12 protein-coding genes are annotated in these 14,249 nt (G+C 43.4%); 6 read left to right on the top strand and 6 right to left on the bottom strand.

Going from position 1 to position 14,249, the window contains the following annotated elements; all coding sequences use genetic code 11:
• The 3 genes from L1D55_RS25510 to L1D55_RS25500 all read left to right on the top strand — a co-directional run.
• Window positions 1-239, top strand: a 239-nt coding sequence (locus L1D55_RS25510) for a transposase (protein WP_239916214.1), incomplete at its 5' end; no start/stop codon positions are given.
• A 108-nt stretch (window positions 240-347) separates the two neighbouring features.
• Complete coding sequence (locus tag L1D55_RS25505; protein WP_171366756.1) at window positions 348-1,100, top strand: ElyC/SanA/YdcF family protein; 753 nt, start codon at window positions 348-350, stop codon at window positions 1,098-1,100.
• Between the two features lie 199 nt (window positions 1,101-1,299).
• The gene (locus L1D55_RS25500; RefSeq protein WP_239919330.1) at window positions 1,300-2,670 is read left to right on the top strand and encodes a DASS family sodium-coupled anion symporter; all 1,371 of its coding nucleotides are present in this window, start codon (window positions 1,300-1,302) and stop codon (window positions 2,668-2,670) included.
• A 246-nt stretch (window positions 2,671-2,916) separates the two neighbouring features.
• Here L1D55_RS25500 and L1D55_RS25495 read toward each other — a convergent pair whose 3' ends face one another.
• Window positions 2,917-3,267 carry a GlpM family protein gene (locus L1D55_RS25495; RefSeq protein WP_239919329.1) on the bottom strand — a complete coding sequence of 117 codons (351 nt, stop codon included), beginning with the start codon at window positions 3,265-3,267 and terminating at the stop codon, window positions 2,917-2,919.
• A gap of 123 nt (window positions 3,268-3,390) precedes the next feature.
• A complete protein-coding gene (locus L1D55_RS25490; RefSeq protein WP_239919328.1) occupies window positions 3,391-4,686 on the bottom strand; it encodes a GGDEF domain-containing protein in 1,296 nt (431 codons plus the stop codon).
• Between the two features lie 302 nt (window positions 4,687-4,988).
• Between L1D55_RS25490 and L1D55_RS25485 the strand changes: the two genes are divergently transcribed.
• Window positions 4,989-5,813: a DUF2797 domain-containing protein gene (locus tag L1D55_RS25485; RefSeq protein WP_004738492.1), complete on the top strand. Its 825-nt coding sequence runs from the start codon at window positions 4,989-4,991 to the stop codon at window positions 5,811-5,813.
• Window positions 5,814-5,928: 115 nt separating this feature from the next.
• Here L1D55_RS25485 and L1D55_RS25480 read toward each other — a convergent pair whose 3' ends face one another.
• Window positions 5,929-7,179 (bottom strand): sensor domain-containing diguanylate cyclase, encoded by a 1,251-nt coding sequence (locus L1D55_RS25480; protein ID WP_239919327.1) that lies wholly within the window; start codon window positions 7,177-7,179, stop codon window positions 5,929-5,931.
• A 314-nt stretch (window positions 7,180-7,493) separates the two neighbouring features.
• Window positions 7,494-8,378 (bottom strand): LysR family transcriptional regulator, encoded by an 885-nt coding sequence (locus L1D55_RS25475; protein ID WP_239919326.1) that lies wholly within the window; start codon window positions 8,376-8,378, stop codon window positions 7,494-7,496.
• A 207-nt stretch (window positions 8,379-8,585) separates the two neighbouring features.
• Between L1D55_RS25475 and L1D55_RS25470 the strand changes: the two genes are divergently transcribed.
• A complete protein-coding gene (locus L1D55_RS25470; protein WP_239919325.1) occupies window positions 8,586-9,257 on the top strand; it encodes a type 1 glutamine amidotransferase domain-containing protein in 672 nt (223 codons plus the stop codon).
• A 137-nt stretch (window positions 9,258-9,394) separates the two neighbouring features.
• On the opposite strand, the gene L1D55_RS25465 is transcribed toward L1D55_RS25470, so the two are convergent.
• Window positions 9,395-10,630, bottom strand: a complete 1,236-nt coding sequence (locus tag L1D55_RS25465; RefSeq protein ID WP_239919324.1) for a cysteine desulfurase-like protein — start codon at window positions 10,628-10,630, stop codon at window positions 9,395-9,397.
• Complete coding sequence (locus L1D55_RS25460) at window positions 10,614-11,270, bottom strand: 2OG-Fe dioxygenase family protein (RefSeq protein ID WP_102320493.1); 657 nt, start codon at window positions 11,268-11,270, stop codon at window positions 10,614-10,616. Before L1D55_RS25460 ends, L1D55_RS25465 begins: the two co-directional genes overlap by 17 nt.
• Window positions 11,271-12,120: 850 nt before the next feature.
• On the opposite strand from L1D55_RS25460, the gene L1D55_RS25455 reads away from it, so the two are divergent.
• Window positions 12,121-13,860 (top strand): LA2681 family HEPN domain-containing protein, encoded by a 1,740-nt coding sequence (locus L1D55_RS25455; RefSeq protein WP_239919323.1) that lies wholly within the window; start codon window positions 12,121-12,123, stop codon window positions 13,858-13,860.
• The last annotated feature ends 389 nt before the right edge of the window (window positions 13,861-14,249 follow it).

Below are 14,249 nucleotides of genomic sequence, written 5' to 3'. Positions count from 1 at the left end.
GGGAGGTATGGTGGGCACAAGTGCAAGAAAGTGGAATTAAGCCATTGAAAGAGTTCGCACGAAAACTGAGGCCTTATCTTCACGGTATTATTGGATCGGCAAGTTATCCGCTCAACACCTGCACATTGGAAGGGATAAACAACAAAATAAAGTTAATCAAGCGAATGGGGTATGGGTATCGAGATACAGACTACTTCTTCTTGAAGATAAAAGCGGCTTTCCCCGGAAAGCCGCGATGAACCTTTTTTTCTTTACATTGTCTTGTCTTTTTAACTGATTTTTCTCATTTTTATTTGGTATTATCGAGCACTCAAAAAATAATGCTCAGTCAAAGGACTATGCCGAGAGTGAAATTCAATTCTCACATTTGCCGAAACTACTTACTAAAAGCATACAAAAAGCTGCAAGGTTTTCTGTATGGCGCCTTCCTAGTGTTCTTGGTAGGCAGCGCTGCGGTGATTGCGATTGATTATTGGGTTTCGTGGCAAGCGGAAGACCGCATCATCTATGACATCGATGAGGTGCCAGAAGTTGAGGTTGCCGTCGTACTGGGTACCAGTAAATACTTGGGTAGAACGCTCAACGACTATTACAAACATCGCATTGAAGCGGCCATTGAGCTGTTCGACCGTGAAAAAGTAGACCAATTTTTATTAAGTGGCGACAACGCTCACCGTTCTTACAATGAGCCGTGGACCATGAAACGCGACTTGTTAAAAGCTGGCGTTCCTGATGAACGTATCAACCTCGACTACGCGGGCTTTAGAACCTTAGACTCGATTGTTCGTGCGAAGAAGATCTTCGATACCGACAACTTCCTGATCATCACTCAAAAATTCCACTGTGAACGAGCGCTATTCATCGCCAACTCATATGACATTCACGCGCAATGTTTAGCGGTTTCCGGCCCGACTCACCACTCTGGAACATCAATACGTTTACGTGAAGTGTTTGCTCGTACCAAAGCATTCCTAGACCTGTATATCATGGGTACAACCCCGAAATTCCTTGGCCCGAAAGAGCCGATTCAACCTAGCCCAAAACAAGAAACATCACCAATTCCAAGCCCTATTTCAACCCCTTCAGAAACCGATGTGTAGAAATCTACACATTTTGAATTTGTTGCCTCACATTTCCCTGCTGTTACACAAAAACACACCAACGCTCCTTTATTAACTTAAGTAACATTCCCTCAACAAAGCCCAACCCGACATGAAGTCAATATTCCTCGAAAAACAATAAGCACAGCTCAATGAAGCCAGTGCATCAATAAACGAGGATAAACAAAAGGAGCGCCTTATGACGGCACTTGTTACTACACTGAAACACTGGTTGTTTACCCGCAACAGCATGATATTGATTGGTAATTTCACGCTATTCGCACTCTTGCTCAACACCCTTCCTTTCGAATCACAAGTCAATACTGGTTTGAGTATTCTCGTGTTCGTTGCGGTTCTATGGTTAACCGAAGCTATTCATGTCAGCATCACCGCTCTGCTTGTTCCACTCTTGGCTGTCCTGTTTGGTGTCTTCAACACGCCCGCTGCATTGGCGAACTTCTCTAACCCAATCATCTTCCTATTTTTGGGTGGTTTTGCTCTTGCTGCCGCGCTCAACAAGCAAGAACTTGATAAAGCGATTGCCGACAAAGTACTACTGATTGCAAAAGGCAGAATGTCGGTCGCGGTATTCATGTTATTCGGTGTGAGTGCTGGTTTGTCGATGTGGATTTCTAACACAGCAACAACGGCAATGATGCTTCCTCTTGTTCTTGGCATCATGAACAAAGTAGACCAAAGTGAAGACCGCAATACTTACGTGTTCGTGCTACTGGGTATCGCTTACTGTGCGTCTATCGGTGGTATCGCAACCCTAGTAGGTAGCCCACCGAACGCTATCGCTGCTGCGGAAGTTGGTCTTAGCTTCACTGAGTGGATGGCACTTGGTCTACCAATCTCGATGATTCTATTGCCAATCGCAATGTTGATTCTTTACGTGATGACTAAGCCAAAACTCAACCATAAGTTCGAGCTAGACCACGCGCCAGTAGAATGGACAAACAGCAAGAAAATCACACTGTCTATCTTCCTACTTATTGTGACGCTATGGATTTTCGGTAAGCCAATCAACGCAATGATCGGCGGTTTCTCTAAGTTCGATAGCTTGGTTGCGATAGGTGCAATCGTCCTGCTTGGCGCTTCTCGAGCGGTGGAATGGAAAGATGTTGAGAAGACAACTGACTGGGGTGTATTGATTCTATTCGGTGGTGGTATCTGTCTAAGTAACATCCTTAAAGCGACTGGCACCAGTGTATTCCTAGCGCACTCATTAAGTGGCTTCTTAGAAACGGCAGGTGTTCTACTAACGATTCTAGCGGTAGTCGCATTCGTGGTATTCCTAACAGAGTTTGCGAGTAACACAGCAAGTGCAGCACTGTTAGTACCAGTATTCGCAACCATTGCTGAAGCATTAGGTATGTCGCCAGTTATCCTGTCTGCATTAATCGCTGTCGCTGCATCTTGTGCCTTCATGTTACCTGTAGCAACACCACCAAACGCGATTGTATTTGGCTCAGGTCACATCAAGCAGAAAGAGATGATGCGAATTGGTATGGTTCTAAACCTAGTTTGTATCCTAGTGCTAACACTGTTCGCTTGGATCTTCTGGTAAGAAGTAAACACTGATAAAGAGAGCTGCATAAGCAAAAGATCTGACTTAACTGGCTGCAGTTCCCCCGCTCAGCCAGTATAAAAATGCCCACTCAATGTGAGGCCATCATTTATTTGAGGTTATCACTAAGCGGGCATTTAAAAAGAATAATTAAACGATTTCCCTTTTTGGTGGCTCCTCGCCACCTTTTTTGTTTGGGTATTTACATCCCTATCACGTAATCATTCCCGCTCTAAGAGTCGCTTATCACGCCACACTTGGCACAACACGCGTCCAACCGATCAGCAACATAGAAGCGCATAGCACCCACACCACTGTTGCCAGCGATAGAGTCGACACTAAGTTATAGCGATAGCTAAACACATACACAGCCCCTAAATAAGCTGCATATGGCACCAGAGAAAACAGGCCAAACAATGCGGTAGTACGCAGCTCTACCATGGTTTGCTCTGTGCCGACAATGTAATGAGCAATCAAGGCAAAAGTAGGAAACAAAGGTACAAGCCCTGATATGTAAAAACTCTTACTTTTCGACAACAGTGCAATCAACAAAACCGCTGCGGCACCAAGCAAACATTTAAAGAACAGTGAGATCATTTCAATACGTTATCCAAACAAACCAACAAAAGCTTTAGAGAGTAAACTCATAAAGCGCGCACAAAAACGCCACACGTCACATATGCACGTGTGGCTTATAAAGTAATCAAAACAATTTGCAGATTAGTGGCTCAAGATCACCTGATTACGCCCTGAGTGTTTAGCTTGATAGAGCGCCTCGTCAGCGCGAGCGATTGTCTCTGTCACCCTCTCTTGCCTCATTTCAGCAATACCGATGCTACATGTCAGTGGGTCACCATGAACCCACAAATGCTGGCTCACCAACAAGCGAATACGTTCCGCCTTGCTCTGGGCTTCACCCGCCTCAGTTTCCGGGCAGAAGATGATAAATTCCTCACCGCCCCAACGGACTAGCTTATCTGTAGGGCTGATTGCACTGCCCACCACCATGCTGAACTCTCGCAGTATATGGTCTCCCATTTGATGGCCGTACTTATCGTTTACACTCTTGAAGTAGTCGATATCTAGATACAACATACTAAGCTTGCTATGGCCTTGTTTGACGTGTTGCGACTGCATCTTCAGCCAATCACGAATCGCATGCCTGTTGAGAATTCCGGTCAATTCATCACGATGCGCCATTTCCGAGAACTCAAAGTTTTGCTCTCTTAATGCTCGGTTAACGCTCTTCAGATGATGATGCCTTTTCTCTGCAATCAGCATACGTTTTCGCGAGTCGTGTAACTCTGAAAACAAGAACACAGTGCCAGTACCAACCCAAACAAACAGCAATATTAAGAATAAGCTCTCACCTGTGATGTAAGAACCTTCAAACTCGATACTACGGATGACAATGCGATGATGCCCAAGTTTAGCGCCCGATGCCGTCGCGAACTCAACCATGTTTACGTTGGAATACTCGGGAGCAGAGTGCTCTAGCGCAATGTCATTATCTGCAAGCCACCATGTCATCACTTGGAGGTTTTTAATCGGTATTTCAATCACGCCGCCATCGACACCTGGCGAAAACTCCATGCCATTGTACTTATGCGTGTACTCATTATCCGGACCCGAATAAGCAGGGTTGTAATTGCGTAGGTAGGTTCGTAAACGGCCGCTAGAGTCCGCTTCCGCGTGGTAATCGATGTTTACTCTAAAGGTGTGATACTGGGAAAGGTCGAGGCCAACCGTGATGTCTGGGTCAATACGAATCGACAAGCCACAATAAGGCCAAGGGTACTCTGACTCTTTCAGTTCACAATCAAGAATGTACTGCCCATTAGCGAAGGATAATTGAGACGTACTCACGCCTCTATCAACCTGATCACTGGTTGCAATAAACTCATATTTGTCTGGTGTAATTGCCGTTATCACGCGATTTCCGCTCACACGGTAGTACTGCACTATGGCAAGCGTCGCGATAACTAAAAAGATGACTATCTTATGGATCCACTTCACATCTAAGCTTCCGGCATATATCCCTATCTTTGGGATTTCACGATATAAAATAAGTTACGTAAATTAGTGATCTTAATACCAAAAATTTACTAAAAAACGTTATATCACGCCTGAACAAAATGTCATACTATATTTTTATGCTTATATTTCATCCTAATTATTTACGTCGATAATCAAGTATTATTGCGTATAAAAATAGGCTCCATTTGTTATACTCATCGCATAATCATCGCTAACCGTATTGCCTGCTCACAGCGCAAACGAGTCGGTGAAATAATAATCAAAATACAACGAGTAATGTCATGTCTTTATTAGCGAAAGGAACACTCAAGAAGATGAGTGCTTCCCTTGATGGCGCGGTAACCTACCGTTTGCCTGTAGGCGAAGAGTTTGTAGAACTAAACCCTCTGATTGGTAAAACCATCAACCTCACCCACACTGGCAATATTTTTTGCTGCTCTTGTGGCAAGAAAACCAAGAAGAGTTACTCTCAAGGCCACTGCTTTGTGTGTATGAAAAAGCTAGCAAGTTGCGACATGTGCATCATGAAGCCAGAGACTTGCCACTACGACGAAGGCACCTGTCGTGAGCCTGAATGGGGCGAAGCAAACTGCATGGTTGATCACTTCGTTTACCTGTCGAACACATCAAGCCTAAAAGTAGGTATCACTCGTCACACGCAAATCCCAACACGTTGGATTGACCAAGGTGCGACTCAAGGCCTACCGATCCTTAAGGTAAAAACTCGTCAAATCTCTGGCCTGATTGAAGTTGAATTGGCAAAACACATTGCCGATAAAACCAACTGGCGCACGCTGCTGAAAGGCGATGGCGACGACATGGAACTGGTAGAGAAAGCAAAAGAGCTGCTTCCATTGGTTGAAGATAAGATCCAAGAGATTAAAGCGAAATTCGGTGATGATGCCATCGAAGTACTAAGTGAGAACATCACCTCACTGAGCTACCCAGTAGAACAGCACCCAGTGAAGATTGTTTCGCATAACTTTGATAAGAACCCTGAAGTATCTGGCGTGCTGCAAGGCATTAAAGGCCAATACCTAATCTTAGATACGGGCGTGATTAACATCCGTAAATTTGGTTCTTACGAAGTTGAAGTCTCTGCTTAACCAGCAGGGCAACACCACAAGGAGAGACAAAAATGCCCTGAGGCTTCTGCTTCAGGGCATTTTTATTTCAGATGGGACGATCCGCTTTAAGAGAGTAAAGAGAAAAGAGAAAAGACTAGAGTGCTACCATATCTCCATCCACACAGTTTTTACCATTGGCTTTAGCTCGATAGAGTGATTGATCGGTTAGATTAACCAAGGCATCGATTGTCGTGCGCTCTTCACACGCAAGGCTATCACTCATACCAATACTAACGCTCGAATTGAATCGAGTCTGTTCGTCTATTTTAAACTCTGCTTGATTAAACTGTTGACAAATTTGTTCAGAGATTTCATGTGACATTTCTGACGTTGCATTTGGAATGAAGACGATGAACTCTTCACCACCCCAGCGACCCGCAACACCGCCCACACTCTCAACACTGCGCTTAGTAATATTAGCCAACGCACAGATCACCTCGTCACCGACCATGTGACCGTATGTATCATTAATCGATTTGAAATCATCAATATCGAGCAGCATACACACAAGGTGATTGTCAGAGGTCATGTGTTCTCTAAACCACTCATAAATAGCTCGACGATTGAGTAAGTCCGTCATCTCATCGTAATTCGCTTGATGCACGAGCTGCTTTTCTAACATCACTTTCTGGGTGACATCTTCAAGCACAACCTGCATGGCTGGCTTACCTTCCCAGATAACTGCGTTGTCATAGATATTGAAAAATCGATGGACACCATCCAAACCGATATTCTCAACCACATTACTGGTACCCGACGGCTCACCCGACATGACAGTCTGGTAACGTTGATAAATACTTTCTACGTTTTGTTTTGGCACCAAATCAAGAATAGAATCGAGCTCTAATACCTGCTCTATCGACTTGCCACCTTGTAAGTTCACCCAAGATTGGTTAACCATCAAAGGTTTAAAATCTCGGTGTACCAATATTCCCTGCCCCGATTGCATGATCATATCGCGATACATTTGGTCTTGTTTGCGGACTATGTTCTGCAGCTGAATAGCAGGGCTAAGGTCGATAACGGTCACTTGTAACGCAGGTCTTCCCTGCCACCCTGTGACATGATCAATAGAAAAAACCGTGAATTCTCTGCCGTTGCGGTCAACATTGGTATAAGTGTGAACTTGTGGGTCTCGTTGACCACTAACCGTTTCAAGATAGTTTTGGTAGGCGAGAACATGGAACTCTTCAGGAATTAGATCCAGAAAGCTGTCAATATTGGCCAATAATTCTTCGGGAGATTGGTAACCATAAATACGAGCATAGTTAGCATCGACACTAACCACATTCATATCTTGAATGATTATCACGCCGTAAGTGGATTCGAAATTTATAGAAAACATTGCCAACTCCGCAATCTAGCTATACTTCATCACTGGAGCATTGCAACATATCCCACTAACCCTTCCACAGAATCTTTCAAGCATCAAGGGACATTAATATACCATCTAGTATATCGTACTGTTGGTTGCTTCTCTACAAATCAATCGCTAGCACGAGTTACCAAAAGTAGACAAGCATATCAATCTGATTACGCGCGCCAAAAAACAAAAATAGATAACCTATAGCAATGTAATGATTAACTTTTCTATCTTTTGCCTTCCTTGTTTTCTATCTGTAATAGTTTCTGGCTTCTGGCTTCTTAGCTTAGACAGCACTACTCATCCCAATCAGAAAAATAAGAGACCAAGAAGTCTATCGCTAGCCGTGCTCGTTGAGGCAAAAAGCGTCGGTTCTGGTAAACAATCCAACTGCTTGTACCCGAGCCCCAATACTCTTCTAGCACAGGAACCAGCTTGCCATTGGTTAGCCCGCCATTAAAACTGCTTCTAGGAAGGTACACAACGCCGAGTCCCTCTTCACAAGCTTTCAGTACCGCGCTTGAATTGTTACTTCTCCATCGACCATGCACTCTTACCGCATTCAATGGATTTCCATTTTGCTCAAACAGCCATTGGTCACTATTAGCAATAATACAGCTGTGTTGTTTTAACTGCTCTGGATGAATAGGTGCGCCATGTTGATCGATATACGCTTTACTCGCCGCCGCAGCCATTGGGCGATCAACCAACTTTCTTGCCACCAGCCCTGAGTCATCTAACCGACCGTAACGAATCGCGAAGTCGATACCGTCTTCAATAAAGTTCACCATCTTGGTGTTGAAGTTCATTTCAATGGTTAGATCTGGATGAGACTTTGCAAACTCCATCAGTGCTGCCGCAACATGATTCTCGGCAAATGCACCCGCCGCACTAACACGCAATGTACCGCTAAGCTGAGTTTGTTGAGACGTAACTTGCTCATTGGCTTGTTGCAGCCCGATAACTAAATCTTTGCACTGTTGATAGTAAGTATGTCCAGACTCAGTCAGGCTTACCATGCGCGTTGAACGGGCAAGCAAAGCCACCCCAACTCGCTCTTCTAACCTTGAAACTTGTCGACTCACATGGCTGGTACTGCAACCTAACTGCTTAGCGGCCGCAGAAAAACCGTGGCATTCGGCAACCGCAACGAATTCGTTAATCCCTTCAAAGCTATCCATACTTAACCTACTCGCGTTTTATCTTTGCTATATAGCAACAATGTTTTGCCTTTTAAGCATATTATCACCTAAATAATTTGGAACTAGTATTAGATGTAACAAAACGGCGATAGCTAAGTAACAGTGCACAGGTTAACACCAAGCACGACTGCTTAGAGAAAAGCGCCAACATCTAACGAGAAGAACAGCAGCTCAAAGGGACGAATCATGAAAAAAATACTAATTCCAGTGACTAACCACGCGACACTTGGCGAGACAGATCAAGCGAACGGTACTTACGCTCCAGAACTTACCCACGCTCTGAAAGAGATCTTGGCTGCTGGTTTCGAATACGACATCGCTTCTATCAATGGCGGCAAAGCACCGCTGTACGGAACTGATATTGAAGGAGATACGGTTAATGCTGAAATCTTGGCGAATGATGACTTCCAAAACCGCATTAACAACACGATTCCAGTAAGCCAAATCAATGCAGACAGCTATGATGCGATCTTCTACCCAGGTGGTTTTGGCCTACTTTCAGACCTAGCGTCTAATGAACAATTCGCTAGCATCGCTGCCAAGCATTATGAAGATGGTGGCGTTGTCGCGGCAGTATGTCATGGTCCAGCAGCCCTGCTCCCTATCGTATTGAGCAATGGCGAAACACTTCTGAGCACTAAATCAGTGACTGGCTTTACACGTGAAGAAGAGATCGACTTTGGCACCATCAACGACATTCCATTCCTACTGGAAGAGTCGCTAGCTCGTGGGGCAGCACGTTTCAACAAGGTTCAACCTTGGCAAGAGCTTGTGATTGTTGATGGGCGAGTGATCACCGGTCAAAACCCGACAAGCGCACACGCTGTGGGTGTCGCGATTGTTGAGCACCTTTCTTAATCGAGTAATAGCTTGATGGATCTATAGCTTGACCGACTCACCGACGCGAGTCCCCTAAGCAAGGTCAAAAAAAGAGCATACTTCCGACTCAATATTCTTGAGAGAAGTATGCTCTTTTCTAATTCTGGAACCCGCTTTTAGTTATTTCTAACAATGCCCTCGAGCACGTTGAACAGTAGGTCTATTTCTTCAATCGAGTTGTAATGCATACAACCAATACGCACTACGCCCTGCTCTTCAATACCTAGCTGCTTCACCAAACCTAATGCGTAGAAATGTCCGTTCCACACACAGATATTATGCTCGCCCAGCTTTTTAGCGATAAATTCTGGAGAGTGGTTATCAAAGGTGATGGCGAATGTTGGCGTTCTTAGGTTGGAATCAAATTCCGTCTTACCGTAGAGTTTAACCCCTTCTAGATCGCCCAAGCGTTTTAGGAAGTACTCGCTCAGCTGGCTTTCATGCTTGTTATACAGCGCGTAGCTTTGCTCTAAGCGAGAGCGTAATGAGTCAGTTGGCTCACCAAATTGTGCCAAGTAATCCACCGCAGCAATCACACCTGCGAGGCCTTCAAAACTCTGTGTTCCTGTTTCAAAACGTCCAGGACCGATGTTAGTGGCAGGCTCAACCTTGTATGGCTTTAAAGTATGCAGCCATTGAGGCGCCACGTAAGCAATACCAACATGAGGGCCAAAAAATTTGTAAGCCGAACACGCTAAGAAGTCACAGTTCAACTGCTGAACATCAATCAAATGATGAGGTGTATAATGAACAGCATCAACATATACCTGAGCGCCGTGTTGGTGTGCAAGCTCGATAACTTTCTCGACATCAACAATTGAGCCCGTGGTGTTTGAAGCAAAGGTCACAGCAACCAGCTTGGTTTTCTCGTTCAGTAACGACTCGAAGTGTGCCATGTCTAAGCTACAATCTGACTCGTCGACACGAACTTGGCGAACAATCGCACCCTTGTCGTCTGCCGCTTGCTGCCAGCTCGATACATTCGAATAGTGGTCTAGCGCAGTAACAATTACTTCATCGCCAGCTTGCCAATCGCGGCTGATCGCTCGGCTAAGCTGAAAAGTCAGCGAGGTCATGTTGGCACCAAATACAACATTGCCAGAGGATTCAGCATTCAGTAATGCTTGCACTGACTCTCGCGCTTGCTGCATCAAGCCTGTCGTCTTCTGGCTCGAGAAATAGTGACCGCCTAAATTAGAGTTAAAGTGGCCAAGGTATTCTGTCATCGACGCAAGAACATTCTCAGGAACCTGAGAACCACCCGGGCCATCAAAAAAGGTAACGGGCTTACCGTCGTGGTATTGGCCTAGCGCACTGAACTGCTGGCGTACATCATTAAGAGTGAAGGACATTACGCGCATCCTTAGCCGTTAGAACAAACACATCCATGTAGCCCATCTCGTCGTGGTCTATGGTGCGAATTGGCTGTGCGTTGTGCCATAGCTTACTGTCTGCAAGCATCGCGACTTCGCCGTCTTCAAGCACTTTTCTAAAGAATGGCGCTTCATGAGAATCTTGATACAGCATGATTTCGCCGCCAACAATGTTATGACGGTTCACGCCAATTAACGCGATGTGGTCGAAGCCATCTTGGTGCACACCTTCTGGCGCAACCTGTGTCTCTTCAAAAATGGCAGCGATACGAATTTGGTGGATTTCAATTTCTTGTCCGTCTTCAAGCCCGTTGGTTTCAATAAACAATTCACACATCTCTTGCATGCCTTCGCTGCTAAGGATCGGTGCTTCAATTGGCTCGAATTGACGAACAACATCACCTTGAAAGTGATTGATGTCTTCAGACTGAACGAAGTTATGTTTGTCTAGCTCAACGACTTGTCCATTACTGAATTCAACCACAGAGTACCTTCTCAATCGGTACTGTCCGTCTGCGTGCTCTGTGCTAGGTAGCTTAGAGAAAGAAGGTGACAGCTCCTTAACCGCGTGGTTACTGAGATGGGTAATATGTAGGGTGTTTTCGTGAGCGTGTAACATCATCGACTCCTTAATGATTGTTAATTTACTTTCGATATTTAACGTTTTGTTTACATAAAGGATACTTGAAGATCTTGCCAAATCAACAATAAACAATCATTTATCCCGTCATAAATAAAAATTCAGATAGTAAACCCAACTTTAAAATCAAAAGTAGTGCATAACACCAGAATAAAAGATGACCAACTCTTAAAACTAGCACACATCACTAGCCAGTTATAAACACCTTTAAAATCAATTTTAACGATATTATTAACTAGCACGCTGTGTTTATTATTTTGTCAGCGCTTACCGACTAATACGCCAGCCACGGCATCTAGGCTCATCCCCCTATTTCGACATACTTTATTTGTATGTTTTTGCACATCGAAATACGACCTACCTATCAGTGGCCAAGCTATTGATTGTTTACACAACAAACTGGAATTGGTTAATTTATGAGTAAGCCAGAATCCACACGCCTTTGCTTGCGCGTCTGGAACAGGTCGAGTTCGGGGGGAACTCGGCCGCCCTAAATGGCTCATTTCTTTTAAGGGAGCGACTTGGTAGCTCTTTTGGTCTCGAAGATGTTTGAAGTGGAATGTTGCGAAGGGGTTTGAAGCAAGAGTACGAAGCTTTGGAACTCCACTATGACAATGGATGTCTCTTCAAATCTATCGGCAGGCAATCATAAACACTAAGTGTTATTAGCTAACACGTTTATGCGCCTTTCCGTGTTAGAACTATTGCTCGTATGAGTTCTGATACGTGTCATTTGACCAAATTATCCTAATCAACTTACTATGCAGCTAAGCACCTACTAGGTAGGCGCAATTTACGTCACATAGATATTTGAGGTGCCATTTTGTTGATGACGAGAAATGAACTTAATGATTTCAGTAAAGAAGCCGATCAACATATCATCAGTCATAATTATGCCTCTTTGGAGAAGTTAATTGAGAAACTCACAAAGCTAGATTTTGACTTTGAACACTCTCTATATGAGGCTCATTACTTCTATACATTAGCAAATTGCTACTCTGTTCTTTATGAAGCTAGAAACGTTGAGTGGTACTCAGATGATTTGATGAAAGCTGTGATTTTTTATCGACAAGCGTTACATAGCATTCCTGAAGTCAATTGGAATGAGGATGTTAACAATATCCGTGCTTATGAAAACCTCAGGTCTATGGTTTTGACTAATCTGGCAAATTGTCTTTCATCTCAAGGAAGAGCTTTCTGTTGTATACCACTCTATGATCAAGCCATCTCGATAAACAATAAGATTGAAGCCATTGCTTCGAAAGCTCGAAACCAACTCTTCTTAGGAGAGTCGCTTTATGATAATGGGCATAAAGAGTATCACTATTTGGTGGCATACCAACTAGTAAATGAAGCAATTAACAACATTGATCAACTGTATCCTGAGCAGAGAATAGACCTTGAAGGTGAAGGCCATCTATTGAGATTCAAAGAATGGTTTGAGCAAACGTTTGAAGTCTCTGCTTTTGATTATTTTAAAGATAAATTTGATAATTATGAAACAAAAAAGCACAAGCAGTATTTGGATTGGTGCGCACAAAACACGCTTTTTATCAATGATTTAAATGACGTTTGCGAATATGAGATTTCTTATCAAGATGTGCTTACTTTGCCCTCATTCGCTAGAGCTATAAACACATCTCTAAATATGCATGAAGAACTAGCTTATCACGGCAATTTTGACGAGCTAAAAAATGATTACTGCTATGCTCGTTACCTAGTTTTTTCAGCAGAAAGTATACCAAATGATGCCCAGCACTTTTTTAATTCTACCTATCAACATGTTGATGATATGTCGCACTCAATCGACAACTTAAAAATTTGTCACTACAAATCAGCATTTAGAATACTGTATTCGCTATTTGATAAATTGGCATACTTTGTGAGTCGTTTTCTTGATTTGAATGAACTCAAAGACGACAAGATGATCAGTATCGATAATCTTTTCAGGGATTTCAAAGCTAAGAACTGGAAGAAGGATTGGAAACCTCATAAGAAGCTGAAAGACAGCGACAATCATTTCATTCATGCGTTGTTTTACATATTGAAAGATATTCGAGACGTTACAAACTCCACTTCTGTCTCTAAGTGGATCGATCCAGATGCAAAAGCGTTTGCTGAAATTAGAAATGCAATGGAGCATCGGTCGCTCAAGATTGTCGATGATTTAGGTTATGAACTTACTCACTCTCATAACAGCTATTATGAAGATGAGCTGAACAAGATAAATCTAGAGATTCTAGAACTCCAAAACCAATTGAAAGAAATTTACAGCGCCAAGAAAAAAGCTAAAAAAAATGGTAGCAACTTTCTAATAACTCAGTTTGAAGAGCAAGAAAACACGCTTAACTCAAAAGTATCAATTTTAAAGTCAAAGATTCGTGAGAAAGAAGTGCTTTCTTCTCATACCCTTTTAATACCTATTAGTCAGTTTGAATCACGTTTAATGACATTGATAAAATTGGCTAGAAATTCAATTATGTATCTATCGCTGGCTCTTCATTTCGAAGAGAAAAAACGACCAGGTGAAGGGTTATATTTACCCATGGATCTGCCATTAAAAGAATAGTAGATCATTAAGGGGGATTCATACTGCTGATTGTAGTGTGTTGGTGAATCTATTTTGCTCAATAGAGGCAAGTCCCCTTATTTAGGGTCGAAAAACTAATCTTAAAGAATCTGTACTGTAATCTGGTCTTAACACGGAAATGTCCGTGCGACGTGAAGTCGCATGAAGCGCTGTTCACCGCGATAAGAGTGAACCGTTTGTATCACCAGACGACCCTAAGGCTCTGAATAAAGCAGCGAGCCTGACAATGTAACGAAGTTTGGCACTGTGCCAAACGGGAGCAGAACCGTGAGGGAATGCTCCTCCTGATAACCACGAATTGGGTGAGTGCTAGGGAATCAGTATGATGAACGAAAGTGAATCCATGTAAGGTGCGTTATACGTGAAGC

The sequence above is a fragment of the Vibrio sp. Isolate22 genome (assembly GCF_022398115.1).
GTDB lineage: Bacteria > Pseudomonadota > Gammaproteobacteria > Enterobacterales > Vibrionaceae > Vibrio.
The sequence above is the reverse complement of the archived record's forward strand: the minus strand, read 5'-3'. Positions and strand labels throughout refer to the sequence as shown.

Coding starts and splice junctions, on each gene's coding strand:
- L1D55_RS25480 (WP_239919327.1), bottom strand. CDS start 7,179: ATGTTTTCTATAAATTTCGAATCCACTTACGGCGTGATAATCATTCAA.
- L1D55_RS25495 (WP_239919329.1), bottom strand. CDS start 3,267: ATGATCTCACTGTTCTTTAAATGTTTGCTTGGTGCCGCAGCGGTTTTG.
- L1D55_RS25485 (WP_004738492.1), top strand. CDS start 4,989: ATGTCTTTATTAGCGAAAGGAACACTCAAGAAGATGAGTGCTTCCCTT.
- L1D55_RS25470 (WP_239919325.1), top strand. CDS start 8,586: ATGAAAAAAATACTAATTCCAGTGACTAACCACGCGACACTTGGCGAG.
- L1D55_RS25460 (WP_102320493.1), bottom strand. CDS start 11,270: ATGTTACACGCTCACGAAAACACCCTACATATTACCCATCTCAGTAAC.
- L1D55_RS25500 (WP_239919330.1), top strand. CDS start 1,300: ATGACGGCACTTGTTACTACACTGAAACACTGGTTGTTTACCCGCAAC.
- L1D55_RS25455 (WP_239919323.1), top strand. CDS start 12,121: ATGACGAGAAATGAACTTAATGATTTCAGTAAAGAAGCCGATCAACAT.
- L1D55_RS25475 (WP_239919326.1), bottom strand. CDS start 8,378: ATGGATAGCTTTGAAGGGATTAACGAATTCGTTGCGGTTGCCGAATGC.
- L1D55_RS25465 (WP_239919324.1), bottom strand. CDS start 10,630: ATGTCCTTCACTCTTAATGATGTACGCCAGCAGTTCAGTGCGCTAGGC.